Below are 20,564 nucleotides of genomic sequence, written 5' to 3' on the forward strand. Positions count from 1 at the left end.
GAGTAACTATTGCCCTCTGAAGAAAATTACAGTACTTAAAGTTTTTACTAGAATATTCATATCTAGAAAAAAACTTCTGTGTTTTATATAGTATAAATCATATTGTAGCTTAACTAAGCTGTCGTTTATTGAAGATCCATACTTAGTTTTAACCTGTGCCCAACCTGTTAATCCTGGCTTTACAATATGCCTAGTCTCATAAAAAGGAAGAATTTGAGATAACTCTCTAACAAAATACGGACGCTCTGGTCTTGGTCCTATTAAACTCATATCGCCTAAAAAGATATTAAGAAATTGTGGGATTTCATCTAACCGTGTATTTCTTAAAAATTTACCAAAAGGTGTTATACGAACATCATTTTTTTTAGCCCATACAGCGCCATCTTTCTCAGCATTTTTAATCATGGTTCTATATTTAATAATGCTAAACAGATTGCCATTTTTACCAATTCGCTCTTGAGTATAAAATAATGGGCCTCGATTTCCTATAGAATTGCCTAATAATATAATGGGTAAAACAACCAAACCTCCAATTATACCAATTATAGAAATAAGAATATCAAATATACGATGAAAAAAGAGGTACATTTTATTCTGGTTACTTCTGCTAAAAGGAAAATATTTATAAAAATCTTTACCTACAAATTGAACAGGTATACGTTGCGTCATGTCCTCATAAACCTGCGTGTATTCCTTTATGGGAAAGCCTCCTTCCAACAAAGTAATAAGATCTTTGTAAATTTCTGGTGTTATTGATTCAGAATTATAACTAGCAATAACGATTTCTGAAATGCTCTCATCTTTAATAACTTGATAGATTTGCTTCGGGCTATATTCAACTATACCCTTAAATTTAACTTTATCTGCTTTTCGAGTTTCACAATTTATAAACCCAACTATTTTATAATTTGGATCTGCATCATTAAAAGCCTCTACAATAGTTTCAATATTTGATGTTTCTCCAATTATCAACACTTTTTTATAAAACCGAGGAGATACTATGAAAGTTACATAAACAAACCGCCAAATAAATAATGCAAATAGTATTGAGAAGTAAAAGAAAAATATTTGTAGTCTATTATCTGGTAATATGGGTGTAAAGAAGGGTGTTAAAAAGTAAAATAATACGGTTACTGAAACCGTAAAAACAATATTTACATATACCTTTTCAATTTTACTAGATTTTTGTAAATCGTATAATTCAAAAATGGTTCCAAACACTGAAACATATAAAATTAGAACAAAAACCCAACTCCAATTTTCATTTGTAATTGTAAAATAGTCAAACTCAAAAGTGTTACTTACAAAATATAAAACAATAAGAATTGATGCAATGTCAAATAAACGCAATAATACTTTACGTTCAGAAATATTAAAATGAATACTGCTTTTTGACATTTTTGGAGGCCGATAAATAAGAAGTATAAATATACTAAGTAAATTGTATTAAGCCTAAATTAAATTAACAGTTTAATCCATTGATTTTTGATAATTTCCCAATCAAACTGTTCGATTTTTATTCTACCATTAGCAGCAAGATTATTACCCATTTCTGGGTTTTCAATTATTTGTTTAATTTTTTCAACGAACAAAAAAGCATCGTTTGGTTCAATTAATAATCCCTCTTTTTCATTTTCTATCAAAAATGGCAAACCGCCAACATTTGTAGAAATAATTGGTAAACCTAATGCCATTCCTTCAATAACACTAACAGGCATATTATCAAAATCTGTAGTATTTATAAAAATATTGAAATCTTCCGAGATTTTTATCCAGTCCTCTTTTGATAATTTACCTGTGAATCTCACATCAACACCACAATCACTTGCATATATTTTAGCTTCATTTAAAGACCCATCTTTATCTGGACCTACCATACAAAGTGTAGCTTGAATATTATCATCCTTGAGAATTTTAAGAACATTAATAGCCAGTAACGGATTATAAATTTTTGAAAACGACCTCACCCAAAGTAATTTTGGTTTACTAAAATCTCTTTCTTTAAAAGGATAATTTTCAGGCTCGATAGAATTTGGAATAACTTCTAAATTACCATAGCCATATTCTTGAAATTGTAATTTCAAAAACTCAGATGGTGCGATATTTTTAAAAGCATTGTTAAATATAGCCTTACTCATAAACTGACTATTCTTAAGCCTGTTTTGAAGGTTGCCACCATGTAAAATTGGAATATACTTTAATTTAAAAAACCTACATAGCTGACTGCACAAATAAGCATAGTAAAAATTCTGTGTACTATAAGTATCAATTAAAATATAGTTTGCCCAATTCCTGTGCTTTAGAATTTGATAAAGCATATCTAATAAACGAAGAAACTTATTCTTTTTACCAGAAGTTGTTACTATACTAAAACCCTCATCACTTAATAATTTACTAAGAGTATCAATAGTAGTAACTGTTTTATCACTTTGAGATAACTGGTTTCCTATGTAAAGGAGGTTTTTCATATGTTATATTAAGCAAACATAGTGCATAAATAAATGCTGGTGCCGCTATTCGCATTGCAGAATGGTTAATGGTTAATAGCCAAAATAAGTAAAATGAAAAAAAGAAAATATTATTTCTGTTTTTCATTCTGTAAGCCAGTGGTGTTACTAATAATATTAAAAAAGCTATGACACCAAACATTCCATGTTCGGCTAAAATTCGTGTCATTTCGTTATGCGATGCTGCAACTATTCCTGTTTCATTTAAACGTTCTTCTTTTACTTTGCCAACTCCTATTCCTAAAAAGGGATTATCTAAAAATTCTTGAAACTCAAAAGCAATTAAATCTGTTCTTCCTGTAGTTATATCTGCTTTTTCTCTTCCAGCTGCATCTTGGTTTGCATAGCGTTTATCTATAAAACCTCCTGTTTGTATGGAGCTAATTAACCAAGTTAAAACAGCAATGGTTAAAAATAGAATTAAAGAAAATTTTATTCGAAATTTGGTTTTCAAATTAACTTTTAAATAATATAAACCAATAAAACAGAGAATCATAATTATAGCTGTAAAAACTCCTCCTCTACTAAAAGTTACTAATGCTCTAAATGCTAACAAACTAAGTATTAACAAATCAATTATTCTATGCGAAAATAATTCTCTTGACATAAAAAATCTTGTTGCCAAAACAAAAATACCAATCCCTAAAACGGTTGCAACTTGATTTGGACCAAAACCACCAGAAGTATCAAAATTAGAGCCAGTGCTAGTTACAACCTCTTGTAAGTTTGGAGTATATAAAACAAGATAGATGGCCATACTAATCAAAGGTAATAATAAAGCTAATAGTATTATTTTAATCTGATTGAAAGTAATATTCCGCTTGTAACAAAAAACAGCAGAAATACCTAAACATACAGGTCCACTCAAATTAAAAGCTATTGCTCTTCTTATATCTGTCTCGAATCCCATTTCTGCAACTGCTACAAATATTCCAGGAATTAGAAAAAGAATATATAACACATATACTAATGATTGATTAGAAAATCCATTAGTAAATAACCCCAGTGTAATAAACAATATAACTAAGTACTTACTTGCTTCATACAAAACAGTACCGTTATTCATTCTTAAAAAAACTTCTATGCCAACTATATATGCACATGCCAATAGCACATAAAATGTTTTATAATTCTTAGAAGCTCTAATAATTTTGTAGCTAAAAAAAGCAGTTATAAACAAAAAATATAATAATGCTAAAGGCTTATATAAAAAAACGCCTACAGCTAAAACTATATGAAATATTAGAAGTTTATAATATAGCGTCAACTTCATATAGCAGAGTAGTTAACATTGTTTAGTAAATTTAAGTACTTTAAAATAAATTTTTTGGAACCATAATGATTTTGAATGTTCTTCTTTAATCCTATTGCTTTTAAATTGGCTAATTCCCTATTTTCAAAAACTTCTTTTAAAGCATCGGCTAACTTTTGAGGAGATTTTGGAGGTACAATCCATCCAAATTCCCCATTACCAAGTACTTCTTTACATTGGCCCACATTAGTACATACAACTGGTAACTCAGCTAAACCATATTCTAAAAGAGACAGAGGTAAACCTTCGCTTACAGAGCTTAGAATTCCAACATCTGAGTTACTTAAAACTTCTGAAATATTAATAACAGGTCCTAAAAAAGATACATTATCACCTAAATCAAGTTCTATGATTTTATTTTTTATCTTCTTAACATAATTTACATCTGTTAAAGATCCTGCGAGTAGCAGTTCAAAATCAATATTTTGTTCTTTTAATAAAAAACATGCTTTTAATAAATTTATATGATCTTTTTGATTTCTAATATTAGCTACACAAGCAAGCACAAATTTATCAGATTTTTTTGCTTTAATTATTTCTAATAATGAATAATTAGGAATATAAACAATTGCTTCTTTTTTCACTTTTAAGTGCTTTATATTCCATTCTTTTATTTTTTCGTTAACACAAACTACACCATTGATTAGAAAAGAAAAGTATTTAATTATTTTTCTATCAGAATCCTTCAATAAATCACTATAACCCCAGTGGTCGTGCCATATAACTATTACTCTAGGAAATAATAATTTGACTAAAAAAATCCAATAAATAGATGTTTGATGTGCATGAACTACCGACGGTTTATAACTTCTTACTAACTTAAAAAGCTTTAAAAATGCCATTAAATCTAAAAACCCCTTTTTATTTAAAAAAGTGACATTTTCTTTTTCCTTTATAAAGTTATACAAAAACCCCGTTTTTCTGGATACAACTAAATAATTTTCAATTTTATTTAAGGTAAAACTATTGCAAATGTTAACACTCATCCTTTCAGAACCACCAATTTCTAATGAATCTACAATTTGAAGTATCTTATGTTTTTTTTTCATTTTAATCTATTCCTCTTGCTATAACTGTAATACTAATTCCAAATAACTTTGAATATATATATGGATTTAATCTTAAAAATAGATATTTAATAGGATAAGCTATTTTTTGTAAAAAAGTTTTGTTATTTGAAGGGGCTTTTAGAGAATCTTTTGAATATTGATAATCAATAATTTTCAATCCTGAGAAAGTAATTAAGTTAATCGCCGAATTAATATCTAGAAAAATTAAATGTCCTGGGTTTTCTATTTTCTTTCTTTGAAGATTTCTAACATTAACAGAAAAACTATTTTCTAATGGAATATGCATTACAACAAGTTTTGCTCTTTTTCCAACTTCTCTTATAAAATCAATTGGGTTTGGTACATGTTCGAAAACATCATTTAAAGTAACCATATCAAATTTTTCAGTACACTTAGTAAAATCCTTGAAATCAAAATCTACTAATTCGTCACTTAATTCCTTAACATGAGGCGAAATATCAAATCCCTTTATGATCTTAAGTGAATTAAACTTATGCATTAATTCGCTACCTAATAATTTAACTATCTCACCAGAACCACAACCTATATCAGCATATGATTTCAATTCTATTTTATTATCAATCAAATAATTAATCAATACTTTTTTAATTGCCTCTACCTTATACTTACTATCCTCTATATGCCTATTTATATCTTGAAAATAATTACCTTCTGAATACATATTAATGGTTATTCTAATTTTAGATTAAGCTACTCTTTTAATAATTTTGAAATCTCTGTTTCAAAAACATCTAAAGTATAATTTTGAGACCATTTAAAAGCTGCTTTACTCATCAATTTTAATTTGGTTTCATCTTTTAAATATCTACTTATCTCTTTAATACACTCTTCTAAACCTGGTTCAATTATAACACCTCGTCTTCCATAATCTAACATAAATGGAACACAAGATATCTTTGTAGCAATTGGAACAACCCCAAAAAACATAGCTTCAGCAATAGCCTTTGGCCAGCCTTCAGATTTTGATGGTAGTATTGAAAAATGTGCTTTTTTAAGTGCCTTTTTTATAACCTCTTTAGGCTTATTTCCATGTATAGTTATAATATTTTCTAATTTATTTTCTTTGATGTAATCTTTAAGTGATTCCTTTAAAACTCCATCACCAAATATATCTAGAGAAATATCTTTTCCTTGCTTGTGTAAAGCCTCAATAATTTTAATTGATAAAAGTGGACGTTTTCCTTTTACCAAACTTCCAACAAAAATAAATTTGAGCTCCCCTGTATAAGATCTATTAAAAGGTCCTTCTTTTTCAGAATTATTAAAAGTAGCAGTAAAAAAAGGGATTATATTTTTTGATTGATTTTCCCATTTCCCATAAACTAAAACCTTAATATTCTTAGTTAATAACGTATTACTCAATATCCATTTTTGTAGCCTATAGCTAATTGGCTGCTTCGCTATTGGATCCCAATTACCAGCGTATTTAGCTGTTTTAATTTTACCAGGAAAAAGGATCTGGATAAAACACCCTAATAAACCAATATTACCTGGGCATCTTAAATGAATATGGTCAGCTTTTAAACAACCAATAAAGATTACAATCAAAATATAAGGCAACTTTATAACCGAAAAAATAGAGGACAAAATACTAGTAAATTGAATTGAAGGTATTTTTTTAAACATCAAATTGTCGTGCTTATAAGCTATATCAATAGTACTTATTTTTTCCTTAGTTATTGGCGCTATAATTGAAACCTTATCTACATATTTTAACCATAAATTCATTTCACGAACGTATGGAGCGTAACTAAATACGTCTTCTTTTTTTATTTTATGTAAAGCATGGGAAATAATTAAAAACCTCATGTTTCAATTTTTGGTGGATTAAACATAAGCGAAAACCAACCAAAAATACGACCTAAAGCTTCTGTTAATGCTTCTTTTCGTTTAGCAGTTGTAATAATATTTAAAAGTCTAATTTTTGTTAGTAACATACTAGTAAAATACCATTTAAAGGTTGCCTTAAACGTTGGTTTTGAATATTTTATACGCCAAACATACCACCCATTTCTTACCACCATTTTTCCGTATTGGAATTTATTTGGACGCCCAGAACTATCATGATGATGTTCTAATTGGGCTGATGTATTTATATATAAATTTCCTGTTTTAGCAATTCGTAATGAAAAGTCGGCATCTTCATATAACCCATAACCTTCAAAATATTTAGAGAATTTTAAACTTTCAAAAATATCCTTTCTGTAAGATGAAACACCGCCCATGATCTGTTCTACTTGATAAATTTTTCCGGATGGTGGTAAAAAACTAACAGATCTACCATGAGAAAAACTAGGCATAAAACCTGGTTCTGCATCTGGTTGCAAGCCAAAAAAACGTCTCATTTTGAATCGTAAAGGTTCATTGCGCATCCAACCATCAAAATAAAACCTAGACTTATTATTTTTGCCGTCAGAAGGCTTCCAAATCACTTCGTTAGTAATATAACCGCCAACAGCCAACGCTTCTGGTTTTGAAGAGTAAGTACTAATTAAATTAGCAAAATAATTAGGTTTTAAAATTATATCATCATCCAAAAAACACACTATTTCTGATGATTCTGAGACCAAATTCACACCGTAATTACGTTGCTTGGTTAACCCTCGATTATTATCATCTATTTTAAAATAACGTAACTTATTAAAGTTTTTAGCTTTTAAAATATTCTCCGTTTCATTATTGGTTGAGCCATCGACTATTAATATCTCATTTGGGTAAAGTGTTTGACTATTTACAGATGTTAATAAATTTAAAATAGCCCTAGGCCGCATATATGTACAAATAATTAAAGAAAAAATCATTTTTAATGTTTGTCTTTTAACTTGTTAGCCAGATAAATACTTTTCTTCCAACGCTTTTTTATTTGCGAATAATATGAAAATACGTTTTTATTCTCTTGCAATTTGAAAAATTTTATAAATAATAAGGTTCTATATCCATTAATTTGAAAATTAGATTGGTTTTTCAAATTGTATAACATTATAGTTGGCGAGGGTTTTGGTTGAATCTTATCATCTATCCAAGAGTGTTTAAATTTTGTTCTAAATCCTCCCATAGGTGCTTTCAAATGTATAAGCCTACATTTACTAATATAGCCAATATCTTCTCCATAATTTCTTATTTGCATACCATAATCGCCATCTTCCCCAAAACCATGTTCGAAGGCTATATCAAACTTTATATTTTTAGCAATATGCTTTGAAATAATACTACAGCCTGATCCAAATGTATTCCATTGGGAAGTTGGTAATTCAAGTTGTTTATCTCCCTTTCTCAAACAGCTAAGAGTTGCTGCACTTAGCTTATACTTAAACATTTCTTCCAAAGCTATTTCGAGTACTTTCTTTTCAAAACGAATATCATCATCTGCCATAAAAACCCAATCTGACTCTACTTCTTTTAGTGCCAAATTTCTAGCGTTACATGCTCCAGTTTTGTTTGTAAACTGGTGCTTTATCTTAAAAGGCCATGTTTCATTTGTCAAATAATCTAATTCTGTTTTACTATCAAAATCTGGATTCTGTTCTATAATAATTACATTTTTAGGCAATAGTGTTTGGTTTGACAAATCCTTCAAAACATCATATAAATAAAGCTTTCTGCCAATTGTAGGTATAATAACATCTAGACTAGTATCTAGAACATTACTAGCTTTCGAAACTATTTCTAAATCCTTAAAATTTAGACTTTTAAATTTTTTAGCAATAAAAAAGGAAGTTATTAATGGTAATAACAATAAACGCTTCTCATAAATTAAACTATTTAAAAAGGCTAATAAAATCCATCTACTTTTGTAATGTTGTTTTATAAACTTAAAAAGCTCAATTTTTGATGTTGGATTATTATCGGTTACGTTTATATTTGGATTTAATAATTTAGGCATTGAATAACAAAACAATCCATTTTTCATACCGAGTTTTGCAATAGAGTTTAGAGTGTAATCAAAAGGTTTTTTCAAATAATCTTTTACATTATAGCATGATAAAACATCTGAATTTATTCCGCCTATACAACTAGCCATTAACCAAGTAGGATAATAAACTTCTTTATTTATTTTTACAAAAGGAGAAGATTCTACATAGCCAATTCGGTCATCAATATAATTTTTTGCTTTAGTATTCAATGAACCCATTATCAATTTATGGTGAAAGGTTCTATCAAATTCTTCAAAATTTATATCATCTTTCAAATTATTATGACACCAAACCAAAAGTGTGTTTTTATATTGATTTGCAAGTTCGAAAAAGGTTTCTACTAAACTATTTTTAGTCACAGATATATCAGCTTTTGAAGAATAATCAAAAACTTTAACAACCTTATTATTGCTGTGCAGAATTATAATCATTTATTAATTAAAGACTTATAAAATTCAATATTTTGATTTGTTGTTTTTTCTGCTGAAAATTTTTTAATTACTCGAAGCCGACCTGCTTTCCCAAAAGTTTCACAAAGTTTTTTACTATCTAATAGTTTGAGTGTTTTTGTGGCAAATTCTTCGTGGTTTTTGGGGTTAACCGTAAATCCTGTTTCATTATCAATCATCAATTCATTAGCCCAACCTATATTAGAAGATACTAATGCTTTTTCCATGGCTAGAGTTTCCAGCCATGTCATAGGAAAAGCCTCAGCAAAACTCGGTAAAACAACAACATTGGATTTACTAATAATTTCCTTTATTGATATATATGGTACTTCATTTAAATGAGTTACAGATTTTCTAACTTCTGGTTTTAATAAATCATAAAATAATTGAATGGTTGATTTTTTTTCAAAAATATCAATAACATCTTTACCTACTAATAGAAGACTAGCTCTTGCATTTCTTTCCTTAATTAAGTTGAAAGCTTCCGCTAGTTCTAAAACGCCTTTTTTTCTAATTATAGTGCCAAAATACAATAGTTGGCCGTTATTAATTTCAATCTGATTAGGTACAAATTGATTAATATCAATCCCGTTATGAATGGTTTTTATGTTAGTATTTAAACTAAATATTTTTTTAGTAATATCAGCTGTAAAAGTACTTGCCGAAACTATTTTAACTGCACTTTTTAAAGCTAATTTTTCAAAAACAAAGTTCTTAAACTTTTGCTTTCTATTGTCTAACTTACAAAAATAAGCGTCACTTCCATTAAGCCTAATTAGAATAGGAATTGTAAACTTCATAAAAGCAGAAATACCTGTCCAATCTGGTGCTTCAATTATATCAATAGCATGATTATTAATTTCTTTTTGAATAAATTTCTGAATTCGTTTACGCTCTTTATACCAACCTAAAAACTTATATTTTTTGTGTTTAATACTTATAATTTTAACTAAATCTTCCTGATAAACTTCATTGTGGTTTTGATAGACACAAAAAATAGTTACCCTAACTCCAGAACTAGCTAAACGTACCGCTAAATTTTTTATACTTGTTCCTAAACCACCTGAAGATGATAAATTTGTATGCGGATACTCTGGAGTTAAAAAACCTATATGCATTACAGAAGCTTTATATAATTATCAACCATGGTTTCTAATGCAAACTCATTTCTGATTTCTTCATAAATATCAGAATCTTTGAGAAATACCTTATTATCACAAATATCCTTCATAATATTTTTTAGAACTTCTACTTGCTTCGGGATAAACAAATAACCATTAATCCCATCTTGTATAATTTCTACATTACCTCCTACATTTGTTGTAATAACTGGTACTTTACTAAATAAACTTTCTAATATTGAAAGACTAAAAGCTTCCATATAAGTTGGTTGAATCATAAAATCATATTGCCAATACATGTTATAAACATTAGCCACACTGCCTTTAAAACTAATAATATGACTTAAATTATATCTATCTGTTAAGTCTAACAAAACACTTTTATAAATACCTTCGCCATATATATCGATATTAATTTTACTCAATGTTACTTCGTCTAATTTGTTTAGGGCTAATAATAAATCTTGAATACCCTTTTCGTAAACCAAATGAGACACTACAATAAAATTGATTTTTTCCGATTCTTGCTTTTGTTTTGAGTTATTAAACAATTTAGTATCAATTCCATTATAAATAACTTCAATTTTACTTTTTAAAGTAAAACTATAATCGTTAATATTTTGGTTTTTAATGTAGTGACTTACTGCTACAACCTTATCAATATAATTTCTATAGACTAAATATTTAATTTTCCTTTTAATTTTTTTCTTTAGAGGAAACCCATTGATAGGTCTGGACATATGATCTACAGCAAATGTTTTACAGTTTACTTGCTGTCTAATTTTTTTATAAAACGGTGTAAATAGCTCTATGAAATGAGTAAAAACATAATTATAATTATGACTCCTTTTTTCAATATGATTTAAAAAAAGTGTTTCTACGCTTGATACATTATCACTATAAAAGCTAATATTTTTATAGAATTCAATTTGTTCCGATTTTGGAAAAAACCAATGAACAGATAGTCCTTTAGTTTTACAAGCTGCATCAAAAGCCAAGAAAAACCTATCCATACTGCCAATTCTATTATGTTTTAATTGATAGTTACAAACAACTGCTATATGTTTTCCTTTATACATTCATTTATTATTGTAGCAATACGTCTGCCTGTTCCTTTTAATGGATGACTAATTTGTAATTTAAGTAAATTATTTTGCGCTTTTAATCTAACTTCAGGTTTCTGTAATAGTAAATTTATTTCATTTATTAGTTCTTCTGAAGATTTAACAACAGCAACAGCCTTACTATCAACCACTCGCTTATAATGCTGATATTTCAAATATTTTTGATCGTTATATAAACCGTTTTTTTCATTTCCAAATACTGGATTTATAACTGGTTTATCAAAAAACATAGCATCTAAACTCATTGTAGAACACATGTTTATTGCAATCTCTGAAAATGACAATACACTCTTTAAATCTACAATATCCTCTGCCGTTGGAATGCGCTGGGACCAAGTTTCTTGATGGTTATCCCTAGATAAAACCCATTTTGGGTAATTCCATTTTATAAAAGGAAACTCATCTTTTAAGTTTTTAAATCTGAAACCGTCTTCGGCGGGAGATGTTCTAACTAATAGATTAACAGGTTCGATAATTTGATTTTTATTAATAGCTTCAGCTATTGTTTTAATATACAAACCATCATTTTTACTTGTAGATACATCTCCACAACTGTAACAAATTATTTTTTTTGTTGTGTCTAGATTAAACTTCTCAGAAAATTTATTTAAATCAATCGGATATCTATCTAAAACATAAGGTTCAAACTGAGGTGTTCCAACAACTTTTATTTGATTGGGTTTTATATTAACATAAAAACTTAATAGCTCTTCCTTCATTAAATAGCTCCAAACAAAATAATAATCAAAATCTCCACTCATTCTACCTTTTGAGGGAATATTATCCCAACTAAAAATAAAAGTTGCAGTTTTAATTTTACACAAATTAGCAGCATAAATTAATGGTGCAATGTATGGGGGACGCTGGTGTGTAAAATATATGAAATCTGGTTTATGAGAATTTAAAAGCGAAATATATCGCTGAGTTGTTGCATTATTCTTAAAGCTTTTTTGTTGATATTTATAGTATTTACTAATCCACTTTTCTGAGTGGAAAAAATTTGTCCAAAGAAAAATTAGTTTTATAAATTGAGCTCTTAAACTTTGTATTTGTGGGTAATTCTTTTTTAAATTAGTACGAATTCCAAAATTATCTTTTTTATGATTTTGAAGATGTGCAACTTCTTTTAACTTTCTAAAAAGCCATGTTTTTGAAGATTCTCTGTAATCTTCAAGGTTTTCAATAACACATTTATCTGTATTAAAATCATCAAAATATGAGTTTGGTAATCCTGAAAAAATAACTATTTCATTAAACTGATTTTGCGCTTCTTTCAGAAAATCACTCATAATGTAATTTCTAAAACCTACCCCGTCTGTTATAACTAATGCTAGTTTATTCATGTATTATGTTAACTAGTTTTTTAGCAATAAAAAGTTCAGTTTTATCAACAGATTCGTAAGTATATCCACCAATATGAGGTGTAATAATCACATTTTCGTTACTTGCCGCATATAAAGTAAGTAAATGGTTTTTAGTATCTGGCTCGCCAAATAAAACATCTGTAGCGTAACCAGCTATTTCTTTTTTATTTAGCTTTTCTAAAAGGTCTCCTTCATTCACTAATCCTCCCCTAGAGGTATTTACTATATAAACTTTATTATTCAAACAATCTAAAACCTCTCTGTTAATTATAAAATGTGTATCATCATTGTATGGTAGATGAATTGATAAAATATCGATTTTTGAGCATAGGTCTTTAATTGAATTACATCTTATAAAATTATCATTTGTCTTTTTTTCCATTATATCAAAATAATAAACCTCCATACCGAAGGCATCAGCATATTTTGCAACTATTTCTCCTAACCTTCCTAATCCTAAAATACCAATCTTTTTTTTATATAATTCAGTACCTCTAAATAATGATCTATCCCATTCTCCTGATTCGACATGATTAAAAGCTAATTTTGTTCTTCTAATAAGTGATAAAAGGAGTCCAAAAGTATGCTCAGCAGTTGCTCTTACTTCCTTCAAAAACTCAGTTTCATTTTTTAAACTGACAATAGTAATTCCGAAATCTTCACAAGCTTTTACATCAATATGGTCTAAACCTGTTACAGCACAAAGAATGTATTTACAATTAACTTCTTCTAAAATATCTCGAGTTAATTTATGATTCAGCCTGAACCAGAAAATATCACAAGTATTTAAAGCGTTTTTAAGTGCGTCATTTGAATTTAATGACACATATTCCAAAACAAAATTCTCAGCTAATATTTTTGAAGCGCTGTCAGCTATTCTATCAATTCCAGAAACGTATATCCTCAATTTACTCACTTCGTTCTATATTTTATTTGCTTTCCAAAGCTTTACTAAAGTTTCAGCAATTAGTAAATCTCTTTCCGTATCAATATTAGCCCAAGTTTCATGAGGCATAACATAAGCCTTTTTGTTCTTTAAAATTAAAGCCTTTTCAGCTAAAAAAGCTTTAGTTGTAATTGCATATATGCACCCGTTTCTTAAATAAACCGAACTCAATTTTTGCCTCTGTTCCTTTTCATGTTGCGAATTGAGTGATTTTAAATTTTTTAAATCATCAACTTCATACATTCTTGCAGGATGAATATCTTCCAATTCAACAACAGAAACTACATTATTTAATGCCTCATCTTCTAAAAACATCGAAATTACATTATCTACATCTTTTCCAGTTCTTATGGGTGCTGTTGGCTGTAACAGAACGATTAAATCATATTGCTCGTTTTTCAAAAATTGTAATACTTCGAGTACTACAGATTCAATTGGAGAATCGTCTTGGGCATTTTTTAAATCTCGATTATGGTATAAACAATTACTGGATTTTGCTACACGTAATATCTTTTCATCATCAGAGGTAACAATATAGTTTGTAAGAAGTTTACTTTCCTTTGCAGTATTAATGGCATAGTTTATTAAAGGCTCTCCATCAATTAGCCTTATATTTTTATTTTTTACGCCTTTAGAGCCACCTCTTGCTGGTATAATACCTAAAACTTTCATTAATACGTAATCGTTTTATGGAATCTTAATTCTATATCAGCTAAAATATTTGCCATTTTCTCTCCAGAATTTCCATCACCATAAATAGTATCTTTGGCAATAGTATTCTCCGTTTGCAACCTATTTAAAATACCATCTTTAATAGCCTCTTCATCATAAGTAACATCAAAAACGTTTTCACCCCGTTGTCTACCATGTTGCCTGGTTCCTATATTTACAACTGGCACCCCTAAAAACGCACATTCTCTAATGCCAACGCTAGAATTTCCTATTAAACATCTACTATTACATAATAAACGTAAAAAATCTTCTGGTTTCATATTTTTAAAGAAATGAATATTCTCCGGCTTATACTCTTCTCTGAAAAACCTAATGCCTTTTGATGTTCCATCTGCTCCAGAATCTACATTAGGCCAAAACCAAAATGTTGGAATTCCCAATTCATGAATAACCTTTAATGTTTTTAAAACATTTTCTCTACTTTGCTTGTATTCTGTAGTAACCGGATGTTGCATGACAACTAAATAACCATCTTCCCAATTAATCTTGTTACCAACACCACCATATTTTTCAATTGGATTAAAATTAAGCTTACTATTTTCGCTTACTTCATAAGCTATATCGATAGATGGACAACCTGTATTAAACACATAATTCGCATCTTCACCCATTTTTAACACACGATTTTTAGCATCATCTGAAGCAACGAAATGAATATCTGCAAGTTTTGTATTTGCATGACGCACTTTTTCATCAATATTGCCAGTTACCTCTCCACCTTGTATATGCACTAATGGAATATTTTGATAAGATGATGCTATTGATATGGCTATAGTTTCAAATCTATCAGCTATGGCAACTACAGCATCTGGTTTTAAGTTGTAAAACGTATTGGCGAGTTCCATAACGCCTAAACCTGTAGTTTTAGCCATCGAGGTTTTATTTTCGCCTTCCAAAACCATAAAGACTTTTTCATTAATTACAAAACCATCGTCTTCTATATAATTAACAGCATTACCATATCTTCCCAGTAAAGCAGAACCAGCTACAACAAGTTGTAATTCCAATTTAGGATGAGATTGTATTGCCTTTAATGCAGTCTTTACTCTACTATATGAAGGCCTTGCGGTAATGACTACACATATTTTTCGTTTACTCATTTATATGGTCTTGAGTTAAAAATTCCCATTTTTTCATGTTTTTTGATATAGACTTACCAATACAATCATTAAAAAATGTAGCTGATATGCCTCTTTTAGCTGGCTTTTTTGCCTCTAAATCTGAAAATTTCAAAACATGCCCTTTTTCTAAATCTTTATTTACTGCTAAAGTTTTCTCAAAGATGGTTTTTAAACTTTCAAAAGCACTATTATCATTTTTATTAATTGGCGATTGTAAAGCCTTTTCAATATTTTTTATTGCGCTAGCCAAAGACTTTATCTCTTCAATAGTTAAAGAAGATGCTGAATCTGGACCAAATTGATTTCTGCTAAAAACTGCATGAAATTCAAATATTTCAGCTCCCAAAGCAGCAGCTGCAATACATGTTTCCGTTTTTGCAGAATGATCTGAAAAACCAACAGGGACATTATAACGTTCTTTTAATTCTTTAATTACATTAAGTCCGTACTGCTCTGGTTCTGTGGGATATGATGTTGTACATTGTAAAATAGAAAAATCTACTTTTTTAGATTTCAAAAAATTTGTAGCTGCATCTAATTCTTCATAAGAACTCATTCCTGAAGACAGTATTAGAGGCTTTTGTGTTTCTGCAATCTTCTCTAATAACAGAAAATTAGTGACCTCTCCAGAACCAACTTTATATCGTTTTACTCCTACCTCCTCAAGTAAATCTATTGCGGCATTACTAAAAGGAGAACTCATAAATTCTAAACCAACCTCATCACAATGTTGTTTCAAATCTTGCCATTGTTCTAGAGAAAACTCCATGCGTTTCCAATAATCAAAACGTGTTTTATCTTGTTTAGAAAACTTTACTCTAAAAGGCTCATAAATACTGCTTTCAGCTTCAGCTATATGGGTTTGAAATTTAATAGCGTCTATTCCTGAACCAGCTAGAGCATCAATATAGGCATGTGCAGTACCTAAACTACCATCATGGGCTTGGGCAATTTCAGCAATAATAAAGCTCATAAATTATAAATTAGAGTTTTTAGGTTTCCAGTAAATCTTTACACTTGGCAATTTACTGAATTCTTCAAATTGTTTAAGAGATAATCGATTACTATTTGTCTTCAATTTTGGAATATTTGTCAACACATCAAAAATAGCTTTGATGATGGGAATAATAGCACCTAAGTCTCCATTAAAAATTTTAGTTTTAATTTGAACCCATAACGTATATATAAATCTTTTGGGAATTTGTTTTGTGGGATAAAACAGAAAATACAAATACCAACCTGCTCTTAACGATCTTCTTAACCGAGTATAGTAGTCCTTATGTTTCGATCTGTTTTTAATACTAACTCTATGATGTACCAAAATGTTGGGGTTATAAAAAACATCCCATTCTTTTTTGAATAGTTGAAAAGCTGCAAAGTCTTCTTCACCATAAAAAACAAACCATTCGGGGTAATTAGGTATCGCTTTCCAAGCTTCCATATTCCAAACATGACCACAACCAATAAAACCATTTACAAGCCTAATATCTTCGTATTTAATGGTGTTCTCTGGTACATTTAAGTCCCAAAAAACACTAAATGATTGCACACCACATTTAGGGTACCTTTCAAATAAGTATTCTATGTTTTCTAAAACATTATCTGTTAAAAAATTAGCATCATCATCTATAGATATAGCATATTTTGCCTTTGTTAGGTTTAATAATTCATTTCTGCTTGCAATTAAACCTCTTGACTCATCATGACAAATCAGAGAAATATTTAGGTAATTAGATCTTAAAAATTCCTGAGTACCATCGGTTGAACCATCAATACAAATTATAAACTCGATATCATCACTAACCAGAAAATCATTCAAGGTATTAAGCGTATACTTAAGCGCTTCTAAACGGTTATAAGTTGTAATTAAAATAGAAAATTTAGGAGTATTCAATTTTCTAAAATTTGTTTTAGTTGCTTCTTGAAATTATCATCGCTGAAATAATCTCCAAAAACAGATATTTCAGAATTAGATTCTAAGCTATTTAATATTAAATCTTTAAGCTTATTCTTTATTTCTTTTTTATTAGAATATGTTGCAATATATTTTTCTTCAGTAACTATATTCCTTAATTCGCTTGCTTTAGGAGATAAGATTAAAACGGGTTTTTTAGTAGCATCAATAAAAGGTGCTTTTCCTACTAATATATTAGAAATTTTTGGTCCGTTTTCTAAAATTAATATTATATCAGATTCAAGCATTTGCTCGTTTGATGATGTTGAAAAATCTGTTTTTTCTAAAATAATAATGTTTTCGTTATTTAAATATTTGTTTTTAAATCGCTCGAATTCATTAGTTTTTAATCTAATTCTAATTTCAGTTTCTGCTTTTATTTCTAGATTTTCTAATACCAATTCATTGTAAGAATCTAACAAAACATCGAGGTCTCTTCCAAATTGTACAGAACCATGATATGAAATGATCACTTTTTTCTTCTTTAAATATTTTTTTGATTCTTGAGTTAGATTAAAAACAGAACTAGAATATTGATGTGGTAAAACTCTAAATTTATTATTTGATGCGTATAGAAAATCTAGATCTTTAGACAGTAGCTTTGAAGGACTGGTACATAATTTAGCCTGTTTTATTACCAAACTCATTTTCTTGAGTCTAAAAAGTTCAGATCCTGTTAGTTTAGCGTTAGAACCCGGATACCAGAAAAAGGGATAAGGGTCATGAAAATTTATGATTGATTTCTTTAGTATGGGCAAATCCTTAGTTGCCAAAATAGTTTCATGATTTACACCTGAACTTCTAACAAATACATAATCATACTTTTCGTGGTCAACTTTTGCAATATATTTAGCAAATAACTTATGAATATGTTTGTCGTATAACGATATATGAAATAATCGTATTGAAATTCTATTTAACCATTTTATATAAAATTGCGGTTTTAAACTAATTTCATGAGAATCAATGGTGTTTACTGGAAGTAAACCTAAATCATCCTCTCCAGTATGTGTTTTTAAATACAATACATCAATTAAAGCGTTTGGGTACGCCATTCTTAGTTTAGCCAAAAAAGACCTGGAAACAACACCTTCGCTTGTCCCAGAAATTCTTAAATCTTGAGCTATTACTAAAAATCTCAATGTCATGAGTTTTTCTTTAATTTATATTTATAAATTTTATAAAAAAATAATCTTGTTGGTAATTGTAAATAAAACAATTTCCATTTTAACTTTTCAATTGATGATAAATTAAGCGTTTTTATAATTCTATCATATAAATTATACTTTTTATAATCTAATGCAATTTGAATAAAATAACGAAGTATTTCGTCAGTAATTAAATTTTTTTGTTTCAAATTTTGAATTACTAAATCTATAGCATCTGCATAGGATGCTAAACTACTTTCTTTTTTGTTTCCAAAATTTCCTGTTACTGAAACTTCATGCTTTCTTCCAAAATAAAGTGCTTTATTTATTGAAATTCCTTTTCCAACTGAAGTTAATATTCTTCCGTACACTTCCCACTCTTCGGCATATTTTAAGTGCTCTGTATATCGATGAGTTTTGTAACATGCATTCGTCCACATTACAGCACAAGAATTAAACTGAAGCTCATTTTTAAGTATTTTATTAATATCGCTTTTGTCTATAAAAAAGTATGAATACGCTTTAGAAAAATCAAAATTATAATCAAAATCACCTGTGAATGTTTTTCTAATGTATCTACAAAACGAAATATCTCTTGAAGATAATTCTTGAACACAAATTTCTAAATTTTGAGGATGTGCAATATCATCATCATCAAAAAAAATGATATAATCACCTTTAGCTAAATCAAGTCCGTAATTTCTACTTCCAGGTAGCCCTTTCTGATATTTTTCTTTACGCTTAAAATACTTAAATCTACCATCTGCTTTTAAAACAGGTTTTAAAATATCTTCGGTTTTATCTGTGCTGCCATCGTCAACAATAATACATTCCCAGTCGTCAAAAGTCTGATTTTGAATGGATTTAATAGATTCTAATATATATTGAGCCCTATTATAAGTTGCCATTATAATAGACACTTTTGGAACAAGATTCATTTAAAAATCGATTTTACCCATCGAAATGGTGTTAAAATTAATTCTCCTAATTTAAATTCAATACGGTTTTTGTTTTTAAATTTTTCCCTTTCCTCCTTTTCCAATTTTACCAATAGCTGTTTAGTGAATTCGTCATAGTACTTAATGTTTAAGTCTTTGTGTTTTGTGAAAATAGAATTTAACAACTCATATTTCGCTTTATTAGCTTTTGATGTTGTAGTATTTTGTCTTTTTCTGTAATTATAAAGAGGCTCTTTTACTATCTCAGCAATTCCGCTTTTACTAAGTAAACGTATATAAAATTCCCAGTCTTCTAAACCATTAGTCATACTTTCATCATATCCGCCACAAACATCCCAATCACTTTCTTTAAACATGGCAGAACCCAATGCACTATTTGATGTTAAAAAACTTTTTATATCACCACCTTTGGGTTTGTAAATATAATTTTTAGTCTTATCATCAAAAATTAAGTTTGCAAAACAAGTAACCAATTTTACATTTGAATCTTTTTTGAAGATGTAAATAGCCTTTTCACAAAAGGAATTCTCAAAGTAGTCGTCGCTATCTAACACTAAGATAAAACTCCCCTTAGCTTGTTTTATGCCATTATTTCTTGCTCTACTTTGTCCTGAATTCTCTTGTGTAATTAGCTTGTCTATTTTTTGTTCTAAACTTTTTAAAACAACTTTAGTGTTTTTATTAGATCCATCATCTACAACAATTATTTCTTTGTTTGGATAAGTTTGATTTAAAGCAGAATTTATAGCTTGTTCAATGAATTCTGCATCATTATAACAAGGAATAATTATTGATATTAAATCGTTTTCTTTCAATGGTTTT

At 28.8% G+C, this 20,564-nt stretch carries 19 protein-coding genes; all 19 read right to left on the minus strand.

Going from position 1 to position 20,564, the window contains the following annotated elements; all coding sequences use genetic code 11:
• Nucleotides 1-6: 6 nt before the first annotated feature.
• From ABD939_RS14350 to ABD939_RS14440, 19 genes are read right to left on the minus strand one after another with little or no spacing between them, the layout of a single operon-like run.
• On the minus strand, nt 7-1,398 hold the full coding sequence (locus ABD939_RS14350) for an exopolysaccharide biosynthesis polyprenyl glycosylphosphotransferase (protein ID WP_345170048.1): 1,392 nt from the start codon (nt 1,396-1,398) through the stop codon (nt 7-9).
• Nucleotides 1,399-1,457: 59 nt separating this feature from the next.
• On the minus strand, nt 1,458-2,468 hold the full coding sequence (locus ABD939_RS14355) for a glycosyltransferase family 4 protein (protein ID WP_345170049.1): 1,011 nt from the start codon (nt 2,466-2,468) through the stop codon (nt 1,458-1,460).
• On the minus strand, nt 2,425-3,780 hold the full coding sequence (locus ABD939_RS14360; protein ID WP_345170050.1) for an O-antigen ligase family protein: 1,356 nt from the start codon (nt 3,778-3,780) through the stop codon (nt 2,425-2,427). The genes ABD939_RS14355 and ABD939_RS14360 overlap by 44 nt, the downstream gene beginning before the upstream one ends.
• Nucleotides 3,777-4,868: a glycosyltransferase family 4 protein gene (locus ABD939_RS14365; RefSeq protein ID WP_345170052.1), complete on the minus strand. Its 1,092-nt coding sequence runs from the start codon at nt 4,866-4,868 to the stop codon at nt 3,777-3,779. The genes ABD939_RS14360 and ABD939_RS14365 overlap by 4 nt, the downstream gene beginning before the upstream one ends.
• A gap of 1 nt (nt 4,869) precedes the next feature.
• Nucleotides 4,870-5,571, minus strand: a complete 702-nt coding sequence (locus ABD939_RS14370; RefSeq protein ID WP_345170054.1) for a class I SAM-dependent methyltransferase — start codon at nt 5,569-5,571, stop codon at nt 4,870-4,872.
• Between the two features lie 29 nt (nt 5,572-5,600).
• On the minus strand, nt 5,601-6,719 hold the full coding sequence (locus ABD939_RS14375) for a glycosyltransferase (RefSeq protein WP_345170056.1): 1,119 nt from the start codon (nt 6,717-6,719) through the stop codon (nt 5,601-5,603).
• The gene (locus tag ABD939_RS14380; protein WP_345170058.1) at nt 6,716-7,711 is read right to left on the minus strand and encodes a glycosyltransferase family 2 protein; all 996 of its coding nucleotides are present in this window, start codon (nt 7,709-7,711) and stop codon (nt 6,716-6,718) included. The genes ABD939_RS14375 and ABD939_RS14380 overlap by 4 nt, the downstream gene beginning before the upstream one ends.
• Before the next feature lie 2 nt (nt 7,712-7,713).
• Nucleotides 7,714-9,255 carry a glycosyltransferase family 2 protein gene (locus ABD939_RS14385; RefSeq protein ID WP_345170059.1) on the minus strand — a complete coding sequence of 514 codons (1,542 nt, stop codon included), beginning with the start codon at nt 9,253-9,255 and terminating at the stop codon, nt 7,714-7,716.
• Nucleotides 9,252-10,391 carry a glycosyltransferase family 4 protein gene (locus ABD939_RS14390; RefSeq protein WP_345170061.1) on the minus strand — a complete coding sequence of 380 codons (1,140 nt, stop codon included), beginning with the start codon at nt 10,389-10,391 and terminating at the stop codon, nt 9,252-9,254. The genes ABD939_RS14385 and ABD939_RS14390 overlap by 4 nt, the downstream gene beginning before the upstream one ends.
• On the minus strand, nt 10,391-11,473 hold the full coding sequence (locus tag ABD939_RS14395; protein WP_345170063.1) for a glycosyltransferase family 4 protein: 1,083 nt from the start codon (nt 11,471-11,473) through the stop codon (nt 10,391-10,393). The genes ABD939_RS14390 and ABD939_RS14395 overlap by 1 nt, the downstream gene beginning before the upstream one ends.
• Nucleotides 11,452-12,861 (minus strand): glycosyltransferase family protein, encoded by a 1,410-nt coding sequence (locus ABD939_RS14400; protein WP_345170065.1) that lies wholly within the window; start codon nt 12,859-12,861, stop codon nt 11,452-11,454. The genes ABD939_RS14395 and ABD939_RS14400 overlap by 22 nt, the downstream gene beginning before the upstream one ends.
• Complete coding sequence (locus tag ABD939_RS14405; protein ID WP_345170067.1) at nt 12,854-13,798, minus strand: NAD(P)-dependent oxidoreductase; 945 nt, start codon at nt 13,796-13,798, stop codon at nt 12,854-12,856. The genes ABD939_RS14400 and ABD939_RS14405 overlap by 8 nt, the downstream gene beginning before the upstream one ends.
• A 6-nt stretch (nt 13,799-13,804) precedes the next feature.
• Nucleotides 13,805-14,500 (minus strand): acylneuraminate cytidylyltransferase family protein, encoded by a 696-nt coding sequence (locus tag ABD939_RS14410; protein WP_345170068.1) that lies wholly within the window; start codon nt 14,498-14,500, stop codon nt 13,805-13,807.
• Nucleotides 14,500-15,660, minus strand: coding sequence for a UDP-N-acetylglucosamine 2-epimerase (gene neuC, locus ABD939_RS14415; protein WP_345170070.1), 1,161 nt, complete (start codon nt 15,658-15,660; stop codon nt 14,500-14,502). The genes ABD939_RS14410 and neuC overlap by 1 nt, the downstream gene beginning before the upstream one ends.
• Complete coding sequence (locus ABD939_RS14420; protein WP_345170072.1) at nt 15,653-16,654, minus strand: N-acetylneuraminate synthase family protein; 1,002 nt, start codon at nt 16,652-16,654, stop codon at nt 15,653-15,655. The genes neuC and ABD939_RS14420 overlap by 8 nt, the downstream gene beginning before the upstream one ends.
• A 3-nt stretch (nt 16,655-16,657) precedes the next feature.
• Nucleotides 16,658-17,575: a glycosyltransferase family 2 protein gene (locus ABD939_RS14425; protein WP_345170074.1), complete on the minus strand. Its 918-nt coding sequence runs from the start codon at nt 17,573-17,575 to the stop codon at nt 16,658-16,660.
• The gene (locus ABD939_RS14430; protein WP_345170076.1) at nt 17,572-18,783 is read right to left on the minus strand and encodes a glycosyltransferase family protein; all 1,212 of its coding nucleotides are present in this window, start codon (nt 18,781-18,783) and stop codon (nt 17,572-17,574) included. Before ABD939_RS14430 ends, ABD939_RS14425 begins: the two co-directional genes overlap by 4 nt.
• Nucleotides 18,780-19,721, minus strand: coding sequence for a glycosyltransferase family 2 protein (locus ABD939_RS14435; RefSeq protein WP_345170078.1), 942 nt, complete (start codon nt 19,719-19,721; stop codon nt 18,780-18,782). The genes ABD939_RS14430 and ABD939_RS14435 overlap by 4 nt, the downstream gene beginning before the upstream one ends.
• Nucleotides 19,718-20,557 carry a glycosyltransferase gene (locus ABD939_RS14440; RefSeq protein WP_345170080.1) on the minus strand — a complete coding sequence of 280 codons (840 nt, stop codon included), beginning with the start codon at nt 20,555-20,557 and terminating at the stop codon, nt 19,718-19,720. The genes ABD939_RS14435 and ABD939_RS14440 overlap by 4 nt, the downstream gene beginning before the upstream one ends.
• Nucleotides 20,558-20,564 lie beyond the last annotated feature (7 nt).

Origin of the sequence: Algibacter aquimarinus, assembly GCF_039543265.1 — a bacterium.
Taxonomy (GTDB): domain Bacteria; phylum Bacteroidota; class Bacteroidia; order Flavobacteriales; family Flavobacteriaceae; genus Algibacter_B; species Algibacter_B aquimarinus.